Annotated in this window: 15 protein-coding genes and 1 riboswitch; of the genes, 5 read left to right on the plus strand and 10 right to left on the minus strand. The window is 71.7% G+C overall.

The features are described 5' to 3' along the window. Positions 1-127 precede the first annotated feature (127 nt). Positions 128-409, plus strand: a complete 282-nt coding sequence (locus HEK131_RS22545; protein WP_244336809.1) for an HPr family phosphocarrier protein — start codon at positions 128-130, stop codon at positions 407-409. 211 nt (positions 410-620) lie between these two features. Here HEK131_RS22545 and HEK131_RS22550 read toward each other — a convergent pair whose 3' ends face one another. The 4 genes from HEK131_RS22550 to HEK131_RS22565 form a co-directional block, all read right to left on the minus strand. Then, the gene (locus tag HEK131_RS22550) at positions 621-1,301 is read right to left on the minus strand and encodes a GntR family transcriptional regulator (RefSeq protein ID WP_217464945.1); all 681 of its coding nucleotides are present in this window, start codon (positions 1,299-1,301) and stop codon (positions 621-623) included. 192 nt (positions 1,302-1,493) lie between these two features. Continuing rightward, positions 1,494-2,237 (minus strand): M23 family metallopeptidase, encoded by a 744-nt coding sequence (locus HEK131_RS22555; protein ID WP_244336810.1) that lies wholly within the window; start codon positions 2,235-2,237, stop codon positions 1,494-1,496. A 12-nt stretch (positions 2,238-2,249) separates the two neighbouring features. After that, a riboswitch (cyclic di-AMP (ydaO/yuaA leader) is annotated at positions 2,250-2,404 on the minus strand. Between the two features lie 231 nt (positions 2,405-2,635). After that, positions 2,636-4,024, minus strand: a complete 1,389-nt coding sequence (locus HEK131_RS22560; RefSeq protein WP_217464947.1) for a M16 family metallopeptidase — start codon at positions 4,022-4,024, stop codon at positions 2,636-2,638. Further along, a complete protein-coding gene (locus tag HEK131_RS22565; RefSeq protein WP_217464948.1) occupies positions 4,021-5,415 on the minus strand; it encodes a M16 family metallopeptidase in 1,395 nt (464 codons plus the stop codon). The genes HEK131_RS22560 and HEK131_RS22565 overlap by 4 nt, the downstream gene beginning before the upstream one ends. 311 nt (positions 5,416-5,726) lie before the next feature. On the opposite strand from HEK131_RS22565, the gene HEK131_RS22570 reads away from it, so the two are divergent. Next, a complete protein-coding gene (locus HEK131_RS22570; RefSeq protein WP_244336811.1) occupies positions 5,727-8,180 on the plus strand; it encodes a DNA gyrase/topoisomerase IV subunit A in 2,454 nt (817 codons plus the stop codon). 4 nt (positions 8,181-8,184) lie between these two features. On the opposite strand, the gene HEK131_RS22575 is transcribed toward HEK131_RS22570, so the two are convergent. Continuing rightward, entirely contained in the window at positions 8,185-9,249 is a 1,065-nt protein-coding gene (locus HEK131_RS22575) for a CobW family GTP-binding protein (RefSeq protein WP_244336812.1), read from the minus strand. Between the two features lie 124 nt (positions 9,250-9,373). Between HEK131_RS22575 and HEK131_RS22580 the strand changes: the two genes are divergently transcribed. Further along, on the plus strand, positions 9,374-10,315 hold the full coding sequence (locus HEK131_RS22580) for a sucrase ferredoxin (protein WP_244336813.1): 942 nt from the start codon (positions 9,374-9,376) through the stop codon (positions 10,313-10,315). 50 nt (positions 10,316-10,365) lie between these two features. Next, entirely contained in the window at positions 10,366-12,060 is a 1,695-nt protein-coding gene (locus HEK131_RS22585) for an ATP-binding protein (protein WP_244336814.1), read from the plus strand. A 21-nt stretch (positions 12,061-12,081) separates the two neighbouring features. Here HEK131_RS22585 and HEK131_RS22590 read toward each other — a convergent pair whose 3' ends face one another. Genes HEK131_RS22590 through HEK131_RS22600 form a run of 3 tightly spaced genes read right to left on the minus strand, consistent with a single transcriptional unit; the run spans position 12,082 to position 14,865 of the window. Next, positions 12,082-13,131: an ABC transporter substrate-binding protein gene (locus HEK131_RS22590; RefSeq protein WP_244336815.1), complete on the minus strand. Its 1,050-nt coding sequence runs from the start codon at positions 13,129-13,131 to the stop codon at positions 12,082-12,084. Between the two features lie 59 nt (positions 13,132-13,190). Continuing rightward, positions 13,191-14,060, minus strand: a complete 870-nt coding sequence (locus tag HEK131_RS22595) for an ABC transporter permease (protein WP_244336816.1) — start codon at positions 14,058-14,060, stop codon at positions 13,191-13,193. Continuing rightward, positions 14,050-14,865, minus strand: a complete 816-nt coding sequence (locus HEK131_RS22600) for an ABC transporter ATP-binding protein (RefSeq protein WP_161146416.1) — start codon at positions 14,863-14,865, stop codon at positions 14,050-14,052. The genes HEK131_RS22595 and HEK131_RS22600 overlap by 11 nt, the downstream gene beginning before the upstream one ends. Positions 14,866-15,022: 157 nt before the next feature. Here HEK131_RS22600 and HEK131_RS22605 point away from each other — a divergent pair, with 157 nt between their 5' ends. Further along, positions 15,023-15,715 carry a response regulator gene (locus HEK131_RS22605; protein ID WP_161146417.1) on the plus strand — a complete coding sequence of 231 codons (693 nt, stop codon included), beginning with the start codon at positions 15,023-15,025 and terminating at the stop codon, positions 15,713-15,715. Between the two features lie 44 nt (positions 15,716-15,759). On the opposite strand, the gene HEK131_RS22610 is transcribed toward HEK131_RS22605, so the two are convergent. Then, positions 15,760-17,352 (minus strand): solute symporter family protein, encoded by a 1,593-nt coding sequence (locus HEK131_RS22610; protein WP_217464956.1) that lies wholly within the window; start codon positions 17,350-17,352, stop codon positions 15,760-15,762. After that, the gene (locus HEK131_RS22615) at positions 17,349-17,903 is read right to left on the minus strand and encodes a DUF485 domain-containing protein (RefSeq protein WP_244336817.1); all 555 of its coding nucleotides are present in this window, start codon (positions 17,901-17,903) and stop codon (positions 17,349-17,351) included. The genes HEK131_RS22610 and HEK131_RS22615 overlap by 4 nt, the downstream gene beginning before the upstream one ends. Positions 17,904-17,958: the final 55 nt, after the last annotated feature.

Here is a 17,958-nt window from a genome sequence, read left to right on the forward strand (position 1 = left end):
TCGGGCCGAGGCCGCGGTCCGACGACTGGTCCGGAGAGGTTCCGGAGGGGTGAAGTACCGCTCCGGACACGCTTCCCGGTGTGGGAAACTGGTCTAGACAACCTGAGAGACTGAAGGGCAGCATCACATGGCTGAGCGCCGCGTCAACGTCGGCTGGGCCGAGGGCCTCCACGCCCGCCCCGCTTCCATCTTCGTCCGAGCCGCCACGGCCACAGGCGTCCCGGTCACCATCGCCAAGTCCGGCGGCACCCCGGTCAACGCCGGCTCGATGCTGGCCGTCCTGGGCCTGGGCGCCCAGGGTGGCGAGGAGATCGTCCTCGCCTCCGACGCCGACGGCTCGGACGCCGCGCTGGAGCGCCTGGCCAAGCTGGTCGCCGAGGGCCTGGACGAGCTGCCCGAGACGGTCTGACCCGTACTCACGGAAAGCCGCGTCGCCCCTTTGAGGGGCGGCGCGGCTTCTGCGTTTTCCGCGCGGGCGTGTTTTCCGGGCGGGCGCGTGTTTTCCGTGCAGGGAATTCCGGCAGCACCAAAAGCGTGCCGCCGGAATTTGACGGCACGCCGATGAAGGGCAGCGAAAATGCCCGGCGATCGAATATCCCTCTTTGTATACAGCGCCCGTGTTAATTCCGGAGTCCCGCTGTGTTTACAGCATGTTGCGCCTGCCGCGCCCGGTCGGCGGCGGACCGCGGCCGGTGCGCGAGCGTCGCGCGTTCGGTGTGCAGCGCCGTGAGCGCCCGCGCGCGCTCGCTGTCGCCGCGCGCCACCGCGTCCACGATCGCGCCGTGCTCCGCCCAGGACTCCGGCGGGCTGGCCGGGCCCTCCACGGTGTACATCCAGGCGATCTTGTGGCGGAGCCGGGTGAGCTCCGAGGTCAGCGGGTGGCTGCCACACGCCTGGGCGAGGGTCTCGTGGAACCAGCCGTCCAGTGCCCGCAGGTCGTCGCTGTTGCCGAGCCGCGCCCGCTCCTGGCCCAGCCTGACCAGGCCGCGCAGCACCTTCAGATGGGCCTCGGTGCGCCGCTGGGCGGCCCGCGCGGCACCGAGGGGCTCCAGCAGCAGGCGCATCTCCAGCAGGTCGGCGGCCTCCTGCTCGGTGGGCTCGGCCACGCAGGCGCCCGCGTGCCGCCGGGTCACGACGAAGCCCTCGGCCTCCAGCGTGCGCAGCGCCTCGCGGACGGGGACGCGGGAGACGCCGTAGCGGCGGGCGAGGACCTCTTCGGTGAGCCGGCTGCCGCGCTCGTGGACCCCGGCGACGATGTCGTCCCGGATCGCCGTGCACACCGAGTGCGCCGGAATGCGCATGACCCACCTCCGCCTTAATCCCCGTGAAACGCCGACGACAGCGCCCGTTCCGTGACTCTATTGCAATACGGCGGAATTTCCGATGGCGGACCGGAATCCATGGCTATTTTTTGGACAGCGGGCCGGTGGAAAGGACGCCGGGAACGACGAAAGCCCCGGCCTGGCGGGCCGGGGCTTTCGCAGGGCTCGGGGTCAGACGTCGACGCCGTGCTTGCGGAGGTAGGCGACGGGGTCGATGTCGGACCCGTAGTCGGGGCCGGTGCGGGCCTCGAAGTGCAGATGCGGGCCGGTGACGTTGCCGGTGGCGCCGGACAGGCCGATCTGCTGGCCGGGGACGACCCGCTGGCCCACGCTGACGCCGATGGACGACAGGTGGCCGTACTGGGTGTACATGCCGTCGGCCATCTTGATCACGATCTCGTTGCCGTACGCGCCGCCCCAGCCGGTGGAGACCGCGGTCCCGGCACCGGCCGCGTGGACCGTGGTGCCGCTGGCGGCGTGGAAGTCGATGCCGGTGTGCGAACCGGACGACCACAGGGAGCTGGACGACTGGTAGGCGGTGGAGACGTAGGAGCCGGTGATCGGCATGACGAAGGAGTTGAGAAGCTTGCGCGCGGCGTCGCGGGCGGCGCGCTCCTTGGCCTCGCGGGCCCGCTCGGCGGCGGCGCGCTCCGCGGCCTCCTCGGCGGCCTTGCGCTCGGCGGTCGCCTTCTGGGCGGTGGCCTGCGCGGCGATCTCGTCGGCGAGGGTGTCGCTGACGGTGATGACGGGGGTGAGGCCGGTGTTCTCGACGGAGTTGTCCGCGGCGAGTGCCGGGGAAGCCGCGAGGGTGCCGACGACACCGGTGGTGAGGGCCGCGACACCGGCCGCAGTTGCGGTGGTGCGCTTGACCCGGCCGGGCTTGCGGTGCTTCCCGGTGGCGCACATGAACGCCATGAGCTGGCTGGTCCTTTCCTTCCCTCTCGCCTACCGGGTTAGCTGACGGGTTCGGAGCAGGAAGGTCTCCTACGGCCGCCCTCGCTCACGCGCGGGCGTCCGATTCACCCCAGGGACTGCGGTGGGTCCCCGGCTCCCCCCTGCGGGGGACTCGGCGATGACTGTCCGGTGCCGCGGACGCGGCGCACTGCCTGACGAACAGCCCGGAAGAAGCTAAAGGGGACGGGAGCGGATCTTCAAACGGGTCCGGACTTTTGTAGCGCATCCCACACGCCAGAGGGGTAACCTCCGCCCCAATCCGGACATTTACCAACCGCTGTTCGATGTGTCTCCCGAACACACGTGTGGGCCCCGACGACTCATGCGCCATCAGGGCCCACGCGCGCGTGCCTGCTCCGCTACTCGGCGGAGACCACCTTGACCTCGCCGATGCCGAGCGCCTCGACCGGCTCCTTGATCTGGGCGGCGTCGCCGACCAGGACCGTGACCAGCCGGTCGGCCGGGAAGGCGTTGACCACGGCGGCCGTGGCCTCCACGGTGCCGGTGGCGGCCAGCGTGCGGTACAGCTCCGCCTGGAAGTCGTCCGGCAGATGCTGCTCGACCTGGTCGGCCAGCGTGCCGGCGACCGCGGCGGCCGTCTCGTACTTCAGCGGGGCCACGCCGACGAGGTTCTGCACGGCCACGTCCCGCTCGGCGTCGGTCAGGCCCTCGGCGGCCAGCGTGTGCAGCACCGTCCACAGGTCCGCGAGCGCCGGGCCGGTGTTCGGGGTGTCCACGGAACCGCTGATGGCGAGCATCGAGGCGCCGGTGCCGTCCGGGGCGGAGCGCAGCACCTGCCCGAAGGAGCGCACGCCGTAGGTGTAGCCCTTCTCCTCGCGCAGGACCCGGTCCAGGCGGGAGGTGAGGGTGCCGCCGAGGCAGTACGTGCCGAGCACCTGGGCGGGCCACACACGGTCGTGCCGGTCGGAGCCGATACGGCCGATGAGCAACTGGGTCTGCACCGCGCCGGGCCGGTCCACGATGACCACGCGGCCGGTGTCGTCGGCGGTCACCGGCGGCACGGGGCGGGCCTGGCCCGGCGTACCGGTCCAGGCGCCCAGGGTGTCGGCGAGCAGCGCGTCGAGGTCGATGCCGGTGAGGTCGCCGACGACGACCGCGGTGGCGGTGGCGGGCCGCACATGGCGGTCGTAGAAGCCGCGGACGGCCCCCGCGTCGATCTTCTCGACGGTCTCCTCGGTGCCCTGGCGCGGCCGGGACATACGCGCGGAGGCCGGGAACAGCTCCTTGGACAGTTCCTTGGCGGCGCGGCGGGCCGGGCTGGCCAGCTCGTGCGGGATCTCGTCCAGGCGGTTGCGGACCAGGCGCTCGATCTCGCTCTCCGCGAAGGCGGGGGCGCGCAGGGCGTCCGCGAGCAGGTTGAGGCCCTTCTCCAGGCGGGAGGCGGGCACCTCCAGGCTGAGCCGGACGCCGGGGTGGTCGGCGTGCGCGTCCAGCGTGGCGCCCGCGCGCTCCAGCTCGGCGGCGAACTCCTCGGCGGAGTCCTTGTCGGTGCCCTCGGAGAAGGCGCGCGCCATGATGGTGGCGACGCCGTCGAGACCGGCCGGCTCGGCCTCCAGCGGGGCGTCGAGCAGGACCTCGACGGCGACGACCTGCTGGCCGGGGCGGTGGCAGCGCAGCACGGTCAGGCCGTTGTCCAGCGTGGAGCGCTCGGGGGCCGGGAACGCCCACGGCTTGGCCTCACCGGCCTGCGGCTGGGGGTGGAACTCCATGGGGGCGAGCTCGGTCACTTGGCCGTCTCCTCGTCGTCGTTGCCGGCCTCTACGGTGGCTTCGTGCTCCGGGTCGTCGGGCAGGTCGGTGTCCTCGACCGCCTCCGGGGACTTCGGCTCGTAGACGAGCACCGCGCGGTTGTCCGGGCGCAGGCGGGCCGCCGCGACCTCGCGGACCTCCTCCGGGGTCACCTCCAGGACGCGCTGTACGGCGGTCAGGGCGAGCTGCGGGTCGCCGAACAGGACGGCGTACCGGCACAGTTCGTCGGCGCGGCCCGCGACCGTGCCGAGCCGGTCCAGCCACTCGCGCTCCAACTGGGCCTGGGCGCGCTCCATCTCCTCCGGAGTCGGGCCCTCCTGCGCGAAGCGGGCCAGCTCCTCGTCGATGGCGGCCTCGATGACCGGGACCTCGACGTCGCCGGAGGTCTTCACGTCCAGCCAGCCGAGCGAGGGCGCGCCGGCCAGGCGGAGCAGCCCGAACCCGGCGGCGACGGCCGTACGGTCGCGGCGCACCAGGCGGTTGTAGAGGCGGGAGGACTCGCCGCCGCCGAGGACGGTGAGGGCGAGGTCGGCCGCGTCGGACGCGCGCGTGCCGTCCTCCGGGAGCCGGTAGGCGGCCATCAGGGCGCGCGCCGGGACCTCCTCGACGAGGACCTCGCGCAGCTCGCCGCCCATGGCCTCGGGCAGGGAGCCGTCGCGCGGGGCGGGCTTGCCGTCGTGGCCGGGGATGGAGCCGAAGTACTTCTCGACCCAGGCCAGCGTCTGCTCGGGGTCGATGTCGCCGACCACGGAGAGCACCGCGTTGTTGGGCGCGTAGTAGGTACGGAAGAACGCGCGGGCGTCCTCCAGCGTGGCCGCGTCCAGGTCGGCCATGGAGCCGATCGGCGTGTGGTGGTAGGGGTGGCCCTCGGGGTAGACCATCGCGGTCAGCTTCTCGAAGGCGGTGCCGTAGGGGACGTTGTCGTAGCGCTGGCGGCGCTCGTTCTTGACGACGTCGCGCTGGTTCTCCATCGACTCGTCGTCCAGCGCGGCCAGCAGGGAGCCCATGCGGTCGGCCTCGAGCCAGAGGGCGAGTTCGAGCTGATGGGCGGGCATCGTCTCGAAGTAGTTGGTGCGTTCGAAGCTGGTGGTGCCGTTGAGCGAGCCGCCGGCGCCCTGGACCAGCTCGAAGTGGCCGTTGCCCTTGACCTGCCCCGAGCCCTGGAACATCAGGTGCTCGAAGAGGTGCGCCAGGCCGGTGCGGCCCGCGACCTCGTGGCGGGAGCCGACGTCGTACCAGAGGCAGACCGCCGCGACCGGGGTCAGGTGGTCCTCGGAGAGCACCACGCGCAGACCGTTGGCCAGGCGGTGCTCGGTCGCTGTCAGGCCCCCGGAGCCTGCCTGGGCTGTGGTCGTGTGACCCATGGGCATGTACGTCCCTTCGCAAGCGGAGGCGGTTGAAAGAAACCGCGGTTTTCCTGCCGTTCCTGCCACTGTATGCAAAGCGTGCGAGGGCCCGGCGGAGTTCCCGCCCGACGTACGCCCACAGCGGATCGACTAGCCTGCGTCAGGCGTGCTCATGGCGAGCGCGGTCCCCGGCCGGCGTACGGCGGTGGAACGCAAGGCCGCCGAGCACCGGGACGGACCCGTACGGACCGGGTCGCGGCCCGCGTTGTCAGTGCCCCGGTCCACAATGGTCCGCGTCCGATCCGTCCCACGCCTTAAGCAAGGAGCCGGCAGCGATGGCCCGCCGCAGCACGAAGACCCCGCCGTCCGACGACGCGTACGAGGAGAAGATCCTCGACATCGACGTCGTGGACGAGATGCGTGGCTCCTACCTCGAATACGCGTACTCGGTCATCTACTCGCGTGCCCTGCCGGACGCCCGTGACGGCCTGAAGCCGGTGCACCGCCGCATCGTCTACCAGATGAACGAGATGGGCCTGCGGCCCGAGCGCGCCTACGTGAAGTGCGCCCGCGTGGTCGGCGAGGTCATGGGCAAGCTCCACCCGCACGGCGACGCGTCGATCTACGACGCGCTGGTGCGCATGGCGCAGCCCTTCTCGATGCGCGTCCCGCTGGTCGACGGCCACGGCAACTTCGGCTCGCTGGGCAACGACGACCCGCCGGCCGCCATGCGGTACACCGAGTGCCGGATGGCCGCCGCGGCGAGCCTGATGACCGAGTCCATCGACGAGGACACGGTCGACTTCGCGCCGAACTACGACGGCCAGGAGCAGGAGCCGGTCGCGCTGCCCGCCGCCTTCCCGAACCTGCTGGTCAACGGCTCCTCGGGCATCGCGGTCGGCATGGCGACGAACATGCCGCCGCACAACCTGCGCGAGGTCATCGCGGCCGCCCGCCACCTGATCAAGCACCCGAACGCGGACCTGGACGCCCTGATGCGGCACGTCCCGGGCCCCGACCTGCCCACCGGCGGCCGGATCGTCGGCCTGGACGGCATCCGGGACGCGTACGCGGCCGGCCGCGGCTCCTTCAAGATGCGCGCGACGGTGACGATCGAGCCGGTGACCGCCCGCCGCAAGGGCCTGGTCGTCACCGAACTGCCCTTCGCGGTCGGCCCGGAGAAGGTCATCGCGAAGATCAAGGACCTGGTCAACGCCAAGAAGATCCAGGGCATCGCGGACGTCAAGGACCTCACCGACCGCGAGCACGGCCTGCGCCTGGTCATCGAGATCAAGAACGGCTTCGTGCCGGAGGCGATCCTGGAGCAGCTCTACAAGCTGACCCCCATGGAGGAGTCCTTCGGCATCAACAACGTGGCGCTGGTGGACGGCCAGCCGCTCACGCTGGGCCTGAAGGAGCTGCTGGAGGTCTATCTCGACCACCGCTTCGAGGTCGTGCGCCGGCGCAGCGAGTTCCGCCGGACCAAGCGCCGCGACCGGCTGCACCTGGTCGAGGGCCTGCTGACCGCGCTCGTCGACATCGACGAGGTCATCCGGGTGATCCGGTCCAGCGAGAACTCCGCGCAGGCCAAGGAGCGCCTGATGGAGCGCTACGGCCTGAGCGACATCCAGACGCAGTACATCCTCGACACGCCGCTGCGCCGCCTCACCAAGTACGACCGGATCGAGCTGGAGGCGGAGAAGGACCGGCTCAACAAGGAGATCGAGGAGCTGACCCGCATCCTGGATTCGGACGCTGAGCTTCGCAAGCTGGTCTCGGGCGAACTGGCCGATGTGGCCAAGAAGTTCGGCTCCGACCGGCGTACGGTCCTGCTGGAGTCCGCGGCCTCCCAGGTGGCCACGGTGCCGCTCCAGGTGGCCGACGACCCGTGCCGGGTGCTGCTCTCCTCGACCGCCCTGCTGGCCCGTACGACCGGCGCCGAGCCGGTCCCGCGGGACGGCGGCCGTGCCAAGCACGACGTGATCGTCTCCTCGGTCCCGGCGACCGCGCGCGGTGAGATCGGCGCGGTGACCTCGAGCGGGCGGCTGCTGCGGATCAACGTGGTCGACCTGCCCCAGTTGCCGGACACGGCGACCGCGCCGAACCTCTCCGGAGGGGCGCCGCTGGCGGAGTTCGTGTCCCTGGAGGACGACGAGACCGTCATCTGCCTGACCACGCTGGACGAGTCCTCGCCCGGCCTGGCGATCGGCACCGAACAGGGCGTGGTCAAGCGCGTGTTGCCCGACTACCCGTCCAACAAGGACGAGTTGGAGGTCATCACCCTCAGGGAGGGCGACCGGATCGTCGGCGCGGTGGAGCTGCGCACCGGCGAGGAGGACCTGGTGTTCATCACCGACGACGCCCATCTGCTGCGCTACCAGGCGGGCCAGGTGCGCCAGCAGGGCCGCCCGGCGGGCGGTGTGGCGGGCATCAAGCTCTCCGAGGGCGCGAAGGTGATCTCGTTCACGGCGGTCGATCCGGCCGCCGACGCGGTGGTGTTCACGGTGGCGGGCTCGCGGGGCACGCTGGACGACTCGGTGCAGACCACGGCCAAGCTGACCCCGTTCGACCAGTTCCCACGCAAGGGCCGGGCCACGGGCGGTGTGCGCTGCCAGCGCTTCCTGAAGGGCGAGGACTGCCTGGCGCTGGCGTGGGCGGGCCCCACGCCGGCACGGGCGGCGCAGAAGACCGGTCTGCCGGTGGAGCTGCCGGAGCCGGACCCACGCCGCGACGGCTCGGGCACCTCGCTGCAGAAGACGGTGTCGGTGGTGGCGGGACCGGTGTTCTAGCCGCTCACCACGGTGTGCCGGGCTCGTCCTCGGAGCCCGGCACATAGCGCAGGACGCCCCACATGGCCTGCTCGTCGCTCTCGGCCTCGCCGCCCCGGCACGCGTCCAGCTCCTTGGCGAGGGCGTCGGCATCGATGCCGGTGCCGATCAGGACGAGCTGGGTGAGGCGATCGGCGCCCGGCGGCCAGGGCTCGGGGTGGAAGCGCAGGAAGCGGCCCACCGCGTGCACGGCGTACCGGTTGCCGGGGTCGTGGGCGCCGAAGTCCACGTACCCCTTGATCCGGTACAGCCCCTCCGGCCTGCTGTCCAGGAAGCGCATCAGGGCGCGGGGGTCCATGGGCACGTCGGAGACGAAGGACAGCGTGTCGTAGCCGGAGTGCAGGTGGCCGCTGCCTTCATCCGGGCCACCATGGCCGCCGTGGTCGTGCAGGTCGTCGAAGGAGAGCTGGCCGACGCGCTCCTCGCTCGGGCGGCAGTCGAAGAGGAACTCCGGGTCGACACGGCCGTAGGTGGCGGGCAGCACGGCCGCGCCGTCGGTGAGCGAGCCGACCAGGGCGAGCACGCGGTCGGCGTCCGGCGCCCGGTCGAGCTTGTTGACCACGACGAGGTCGGCGAGGGCGAGGTGCCGGTCGATCTCGGGGTGCCGGGCGCGGGTGTCGTCGAACTCGGCGGCGTCCACGACCTCGACGAGCCCGCCGTAGACGATCTCCGGCTGCTCGCTGGCCAGCACCATCCTCACCAGCTCCTGCGGCTCGGCGAGCCCGCTGGCCTCGATGACGATGACGTCGATCCCGGCGGCAGGAGCGGCGAGCCGGGCCAGATAGGTGTCGAGCTCACTCGCGTCGACCGCACAGCACAGGCAGCCGTTGCCCAGCGAGACGGTCGAGTCCCCGAGCGCGCCCGCCACGGCCATCGCGTCGATCTCGATGGACCCGAAGTCGTTGACGACGGCCCCGATCCGGCTGCCCCCACTGCGGTGCAGCAGATGATTGAGCAACGTGGTCTTCCCGGACCCCAGGAACCCGGCCAGCACGACGACCGGAACCTGCGGACCACGGCTCTTCGCCAACGGGGTGCACCCTTCCCGACGGACGGACTTCGACCTGGCCAGGATACGAGGGCCCGCACCTCCCCCGGCCGGACGCACCCCACCGGTCGCTCGGGCACCCGCAACTCAGGTTAGGCTCACCTGTGTGAGTAGGTGTGCGACCGTCTCCCGGAGCCTCGACGAGCCCGTTTCCGGCACGGCGGCCACGGCGACGACGTGGCTGCTGCTGGAACAGCCGGGCCCCTGGGGCGCGAAAGCGCTGACCGCGAGCCATCTGGACCCCGTGCTGGGCCGCGCCCTGGAGGCCGCCGCCCAGGACACCGGTGTACGGGTGGCGCTGATCCGGCGCCCCGGCCGGCACGCCGACCCGGGCACGACGCCCGTACGGCACGTGTACGTGGCCCACACGGTTCCCGGACGCGTGTGGCTGTACGGCACCACCACCCTCGATCCGCACCAGTTGCTCGGCCTGGACTTCGCCGCGCTGGGCGCGGGCGACCCCCGCTCCTTCGCGTCGGTGCTCGGCGGACGCCCGCAGACCGGTGACCCGCTCGCCCTGGTGTGCACCAACGGCAAGCGTGACCGTTGCTGCGCCCTGCTGGGCCGCCCGCTCGCCGCCGAACTGACCGCCTCGGACGTGCCCGGCGTCTGGGAGGTCACTCATCTGGGTGGTCATCGCTTCGCCCCGACGGTGCTCGTGCTGCCGTACGGCTACGCCTACGCCCGCGCCGAGGCGCACACGGTCAAGGAGGCCCTCCACCGCGCACGGGACGGGCAGGTGCTGTTGGAGGACTGCCGCGGCCGCTCCGCCTGGGACCGCCCCGGCCAGGCCGCCGAACTGGCCGTGCGGACGGCGACCGCCGAGTACACGGCGGACGCGCTGCACGTCGTACGGACCGAGGGTGCCGCGCCGCGCTGGGAGGTCACCGTCGCCCACGTGGACGGCCGGGCGTGGCGGGTCACCGTGGACCAGGGCGCCGCACAGCCGCCGCGACCGGAGAGCTGCGGGGTGGAGGTGCTGGGCACCCCGGCGCGGATGGAGGTCGTGGGCATCCGGGCCCTGTGGACGGCGGCCCTGGCCGGCTGAGCCGGGCATGCCCCTGGGGAGGCACCCGCGCTCCCGCGTACCGTCTGCGCATGCGTTCCACTCCCCCGGCCCGACGCCCACGACTCGGCCTGCCCCGGCGGGCGTTCGCGCAGGTCCTGCTCACCCAGGTGACGATCGCGGCGGGGGTCGCGGTCCTGGCGACCGGGCTCTTCCTCGCGCCGCTCAGCGGACAGCTCGACCAGGAGGCGATGCGCCGCGCGCTGGTCATCGCGCAGACCACCGCGCAGGACCCGGCGATCGCCGAGGGCGTGCTGCACACCCGGCCCACCGGCGACGGTCCGGTGCAGCGGGAGGCCGAGCGGATCAGGCGGGCCACGCACGCCGAGTACATCGTCGTGATGGACGCGCGGGGGACGCGCTGGTCCCACCCGACCGCCGGGGAGATCGGCCGCCGCGTCTCCACCGACCCCAGCCGCGCCCTGGCCGGGCGCCAGGTGATGGAGATCGACCGGGGCACCCTGGGCCGCTCCGCGCGCGGCAAGGTGCCGCTCTACGACGCCGGGCACCGGATCGTCGGGGCGGTCTCGGTGGGCATCGCGTACGACAGCGTGCGCGCCGGGCTGCTCGGCGCGATACCCGGCCTGCTCGCCTACGCCGGGGGCGCGCTGGCGGTGGGGGCGCTGGCCGCCTGGCTGATCTCGCGCCGGGTGCACCGGCAGACCCGTGACCTGGCCTTCTCCGACATCTCGGCACTGCTCGCGGAGCGCGAGGCGATGCTGCACGGCATCCGGGAGGGCGTGGTCGCGCTGGACCGCGGCGGCCGGATACGGCTGCTCAACGACGAGGCGGGGCGGCTGCTCGGCATCGGGGACGAGGCCGTCGGGCGGTCGCCGGACGAGGCGCTCGGCGCGGGCCGTACGACCGACGTGCTGGCCGGACGGGTCACCGGCACCGATCTGCTGACCGTGCGCGGCCCGCGGGTCCTGGTCGCCAACCGGATGCCCACGGAGGACGGCGGCGCGGTGGCCACCCTGCGCGACCGCACCGAGCTGGAACGCCTCGGCCGGGAACTCGACTCCACGCACGGCCTGATCGACGCCCTGCGCGCCCAGGACCACGAGCACGCCAACCGGATGCACACCCTGCTCGGCCTGCTGGAGCTGGAGATGTACGACGAGGCGGCGGAGTTCATCGGGGAACTGGTCGGGGAGCACCGGGCGACGGCCGAGCAGGTCACGGAGAGGATCCAGGACCCGCTGCTGGCCGCCCTGCTGGTGGGCAAGGCGACCGTCGCCGCCGAACGCGGGGTGGCGCTCAGGCTGTCGGAGCGGACCTGGCTCCCGGACCGGCTGGTCGACCCGCGCGGGCTGGTCACGGTGGTGGGCAACCTCGTGGACAACGCGCTCGACGCGGTCGCGGGCACCCCGCACGCGCGTGTGGAGGCCGAACTGCGCACCGAGGGCCGCACCGTGGTGCTCCGGGTACGGGACACCGGGCCGGGGGTGCCCGAGGAGCAGCGGGAGTCGGTCTTCACGGAGGGCTGGTCCACGAAGAAGCCGCCCGCGCACGGCAAGCGCGGCATCGGGCTGTCCCTGGTGCGGCGCCTTGCCGAACGGCAGGGCGGCTCGGCCTCGGTGGGCGCGGCGGCGGGCGGCGGCGCCGAGTTCACGGTGGTGCTGCCGGAGGCACTGGGCGAGCCGGTGCCTCCGGGGCCCGGTGAGCCGGTGCCTCCGGGGCTGGGCGAGCCGGTGCCTCCGGGCACCGGGGAGGCGCGGGGGCGGTGAGCACCCCGCGCCCGTGAGCGCCTACTTGGCGGCCTTCTCGGCGAACTCGGTGGTGTACGTCTTGTCGAGGTCGACGTCGGCGTTCTTGATGTTGGGGCTGAACGCCTTCAGGACCTTCTCGACGGTCTCCGGGCCACGCGCCGGCATGATGCCGTCCTCGGTGAACATCGGCAGGGTGCTCTTGATCGCGGCGGCGTACAGCTTCTGGTCGCCCTGGGAGTAGTCGGCGGGCATCTTGGCCGCGATCTCGTCGGCGCTGTGGGTGGACATCCACTTGAGCGTCTTCACGAACGCGTCGACCAGCTTCTGGACGGTGTCCTTGTGCCCGTTCACCCAGTCGGTGTTCATGTACAGACTGGACGAGGGGTACGGGCCGCCGAGCGCCTCCTGCGAGCCCTCGGGGGTCCGCATGTCGACGAGGACGCGGCCGGCCTTCTTGGCCAGGATCGTGGCGACGGTCGGGTCGGTGGTCATGCCCGCGTCGATCGAGCCCTTCTTGAGGGCCGCGATGAACGTCGGACCGGCTCCCACCGCGACCGGGCTGAACTCGTTCACCTGCACCCCGTGCTTGACCGCGAGGTACTTGGTGAGGAAGTCGGTCGACGAGCCAAGCCCGGTGACACCGAGCTTGCGGTCCTTGAAGTCCGCGGGCGAGTGGATGTCCCCCGTCCTCTTCGCGGAGACCACCTCCACCTCACCGGGCGCGTGCGAGAACTGCACGACGGACTCGACCGACTTGCCCTTCACCTGGAGGTCGAGCGTGTGGTCGTAGAAGCCGACGGCGCCCTGGACCTGGCCCGAGACGAGCGCCGTCTCCGCCTGGGCCCCGGCGGGCTCGGTGAGCAGCTCCACGTCCAGGCCCTCGGCGTCGAAGTAGCCGAGCCGCTGGGTGAGCATCGCGGGGAGGTAGATGACCTTGTCGAGACCACCGACCATGATCTTGACGTGGGTCCCCTTGCCGTCACCCCCCGAACCCCCGTGACTGGCCACCTCGTTGGCGCAGGCCGTGAGCGAGGCGAGGGAGAGCAGACAGGCGGTGGAGAGCGAGACGATTCTGGTGCGCTTGCGCATGACGGGTCACGTCCTTGTGGCGGTGCGGGTGCGAGGGGGGCGGCGCGCGGAGCGGCGGTTCAGTGCTCGGAGTCCGAGGACTTCCAGCGGAAGACACGGCGCTCGGCGAAGGTCAGCAGCCCCTCGGCGACGAGGGCCACGACCGCGAGGATCACCATCGCGGCGTACACACCGGCCGAGTTGAGGGTTCCCTGCGACTGGGCGACGAGCAGGCCGATGCCCCGGGTGGCGCCGATGTACTCCCCCACGATGGCGCCGATGAGCGCGAAGCCGAAGCTGACGTGCAGGCTGGTGAAGATCCAGGAGGTGGCCGAGGGGATGACCACCTGGAGGGTGACCTGGCGGTCGGTGGCGCCGAGGATCCGGGCGTTGGCGACCAGATCGCGGTTGACCTCCCGCGCGCCCTGGAAGGCGTTGAAGAACACCGGGAAGAACACGAGCACCACGGCCGAGGCGACCTTGGAGGCGGGGCCGAGGCCGAACCAGATCAGGAAGATCGGGGCGAGCACGATCCTCGGGATGGAGTTCAGCACCTTGATGTAGGGGCCGAACAGGTCGGCGAGGAAGGCGACCCGGCCGAGCGCGATGCCGAGGACGACACCGCCCACGACTCCGATGACCCAGCCGAGCAGCGCCTCGTACAGCGTGTACCAGATCTGTTCGCCCAGGGAGCCGAGCGCCGTGCCGTGCAGGACCCAGGACGTGATCTGGTCCCAGATCTCGGACGGCATCGAGAAGTTGAACGGGTCGATCACCTCGGCGCGGGACAGCGCCTCCCACAGGCCGAGCACGACCACCAGCAGCAGCACCCGGGCCACCACGACGATCACCCGGCGCCTGCGGGCGGCCTGCGCCCGCGAACGGGCGGGGGCCTGCGGCTTGGCGGTGTCGACGGGGCCGGGTGGCGCGGTCACGGTCTCAGGCGACATCGGCGGCACCTCGCTCACGGGTGATGCGGACCTCTTCACCGAGGGACTCCCAGATCTCGCGGTAGATCTCGATGAACTTGGGCTCCAGCCGTACCGACTCGACCTTGCGGGGCCGGGGCAGGTCGATGGTGAACACCTGCTTGACCGTCGCGGGCCCGGCGGTCATCACGACGACCTTGTCGGCCAGCGCGATCGACTCCTCCAGGTCGTGGGTGACGAAGACGACGGAGGCGCCGGTGCCCTCCCACAGCTCCAGCAGCTCGTCCGACATCAGGGCCCGGGTCTGCACGTCGAGCGCGGAGAACGGCTCGTCCATCAGCAGGATCTCGGGGTCGTTGACGAAGGTCGCGGCGAGGGCGACGCGCTTGCGCTGTCCGCCGGAGAGCTGGTGCGGGTAACGGTCCTCGAACGCGGCGAGTCCGACGCGGGCCAGCCACTCACGGGCCTTCTCACGGGCCTCCGCCTTGGGCACGCCCCGGAAGCGGGGGCCGGCCATCACGTTGGACAGCACGGTGCGCCAGGGGAAGGTGGCGTCCTGCTGGAAGACGAAGCCGACCCGGTCGCCGACGCCGTCGACCGGCTGTCCGGCCACCAGCACCTCGCCCTCGGTGGGCTCCTCCAGCCCGCTGACCAGGGTCAGTGTGGTGGACTTGCCGCAGCCGGTCGGGCCGACGACGGCGACGAACTCGCCACGCTCCACGGTGAGGTCCAGGCCGCGCACCGCGGTGTGCGGATCACCGGAAGGGGTTCTGAAGATCTTGCTCGCGCCCCTCAGCTCGATGGCGGGGCTGGTGTCTGCGCTCATGCACCGGGACGGTAGGGGCGGGGCCGCTCCGGCAGCAGTCTTGTGCGCGCAACCCCTTCTTTTGCTCGCAAGAACCTGTTGTGCTCGTTTTGCTCGCGCTACAACTGCGGAGCCGAAACACGGGCTTAACGCTCGCCGGCGTTGAAGGAGAGGCCCGATGATTGACGTGCTGGTCGTGGACGACGACTTCCGTGTCGCCGAGATCAACGCCAGGTACGTGGCGAAGGTTCCCGGATTCCGGGTGGCCGCCCGCGCCCACAGTGCCGCCCAGGCGCTGGCCGCCGTCGAGCGCGGCGCCGTCGACCTGGTGCTGCTGGACCACTATCTGCCGGACCAGACCGGCCTCGAACTCGTCCACCGCATGCGCCAGCACGGACACGGCACCGACGTCATCATGATCACGGCGGCCAGCGATGTGACCACCGTGCAGCAGGCGATGCGGCTCGGCGCCCTGCACTACCTGGTGAAACCCTTCACCTTCAACGCGCTGCGCGGCCGCCTCGACTCCTACGCCGCCCTGCGCCGCACCGTCGACCGCGTGGGCGGACGCGGGGTGACGGGCCAGGAGCAGGTCGACCGGATCTTCGGCGCCCTGCGCACGGCCCCCGCGCCCTCGGCTCCGGGGCTGCCGAGCGGCCATTCGGAGCCGACCAGCGACCTGATCTGCGGTGTCCTGCACGGCGCGGACCAGCCCCTGTCCGCTCACGAGGTGGCGTCCCGCACGGGGCTGAGCCGCTCGACGGCCCAGCGCTATCTGCGCCACCTGGAACAGGCGGGCCGTCTGCGGCTGTCACTCAGGTACGGCGACACCGGCCGCCCCGAGCACCGCTACGCCTGGGTGACGCCGTGACGCCATGACGCCATGACGCGGGTGACGCCACCCAGGCCCCGTCCTCACACGGCGCCGGCGCCGGTCAGCGAACGCACTTCGGTCTCCGCGAACTTGGCCTCGTCCGGCACCTCGTCCGAGGTGACCGTGCCCAGCCAGCCCGCCACGAAGCCGAGCGGGATGGAGACGATGCCCGGATTCTGCAGCGGGAAGTACTGGAAGTCGACGCCGGGGAACAGCGAGCCGGGGCTCCCCGACACCACCGGCGACAGCAGCACCAGGAGCACCGCGGGGATCAGCCCGCCGTACACGGCCCAGACGGCGCCGCGCGTGGTGAAGTTCCGCCAGAACAGCGAGTAGAGCAGGGTCGGGAGGTTCGCCGAGGCGGCCACCGCGAAGGCCAGGCCGACCAGGAAGGCCACGTTGAGGTTGCGGGCCAGCAGTCCCAGCGCGATCGCGATGACACCGATCACGGCCGCCGCGACCCGCGCCACCGCCACCTCACCACGCGGGGTGGTGGGCGTACGCCTGAGGGACGCGTACAGGTCGTGGGCCACCGACGCCGAGGAGGCGAGGGTGATGCCGGCGACCACCGCGAGGATGGTGGCGAACGCGACGGCGGCCACGATCGCGAACAGCACGGTGCCACCGGTGGAGGAGGCACCGCCGCCCAGGTCGAGCGCGAGCAGCGGGATCGCCGTGTTCCCGGCCGCGTTGGACCGGCGCAGCGCGTCGGCGCCCACCACGGCGGTCGCGCCGAAGCCGAGGACGATCGTCATCAGGTAGAAGCCGCCGATGAGCCCGATCGACCACACGGTGGAGCGCCGGGCGGCCCGCGCCGTGGGGACGGTGTAGAAGCGGGACAGGATGTGCGGCAGGCCCGCCGTGCCCAGCACCAGCGCCAGACCCAGACTGATGAAGTCCATCCGCGCGGTCCAGTCACCGCCGTACTTGAGCCCCGGCGCCAGGAACGACTCCCCGTGCCCACTGCGCTCGGCGGCCGTCAGCAGCAACTGGTTGATGTCCCCGTGGAACCGCATCAGGACCAGCACGGTCATCACGATCGTCCCGACCAGCATCAGGACGGCCTTCACGATCTGGATCCAGGTGGTGGCCCGCATCCCGCCCAGCGACACGTAGATCACCATGAGCGCACCGACGCCGATGACCGTCCACGCCTGCGCGGCCCCGCCCTTGCCGCCGAGCAGCAGCGCCACCAGGCTTCCGGCGCCGACCATCTGCGCGACGAGGTACATCACGGACACGGTGACCGAGGAGGCGCCGGTGGCGATACGCACGGGCCGTTCGCTCATCCGCGCGGCGACCACGTCGGCGAGGGTGAACCGGCCGCAGTTGCGGACCAGTTCGGCCGCGAGGAACAACACGACGAGCCAGGCCACGAGGAATCCGACGCCGTACAGCAGCCCGTCGTAGCCGTACAGCGCGATGAGCCCGGTCACGCCGAGGAAGGAGGCGGCCGAGAGATAGTCGCCGGAGATGGCGAACCCATTCTCCAACGGGGTGAAGAGGCGCCCACCGGCGTAGAACTCCTCGGCGGAGCCGTGTCTGCGACGGCTCACCCAGGTGGTGATGCCCAACGTCACGGCCACGAACACGCTGAACAGAACCAGCGCGAGCGTCTGGTGGTGGCTGGTCACGAGGTTCCTCCCTGGACGCCACGGGTCAGCTCCTGGGTGTCCCAGCGCAGTTCCAGCGCGGGCCGGTCGCGCCTGAGACGCGCGTGGCGCGCGTAGGCCCAGGTGAGCAGGAAGGTGCTGAGGAACTGCCCCAGCCCGGCGAGCATCCCCACGTTCACCGCCCCTATGACGGGCCGCGCCATCAGGCCGGGCGCTGCCGTCGCGGTGACCACGTACCCCACGTACCAGAAGAGGAAGGCGGCGACTCCCGGCACCACGAACCTCCGGTACCGGCTGCGCACCTCCTGGAACGCCTCGCTCTGCTGCACCGCGAGATACACGTCGCGGGTACGGGCCGCAGCGATCTCCCGCTCGCCTTCACCGCGGGGGTGCGGGACGGCCGGCGCGGGCATCCCCGCCCCGTCCAGTTCGCCCCAGCCGGCGGTCAGGGTGTCGTGCCAAGGGTCCTCGTGCCGCACGTCGCGGGAAGTCACGCCCTGCTCTTCCTGGTTGTCGGCCGAACTTCCGGAACCGTCCCCGGCTCCGAAGAGTCGACCATTGCTTGACTGCATACCCAAGGATGGACAGATCGGGAAGATCCGCGACACATCTTGCCGTACCACTTCA

Origin of the sequence: Streptomyces seoulensis, assembly GCF_022846655.1 — a bacterium.
GTDB lineage: Bacteria > Actinomycetota > Actinomycetes > Streptomycetales > Streptomycetaceae > Streptomyces.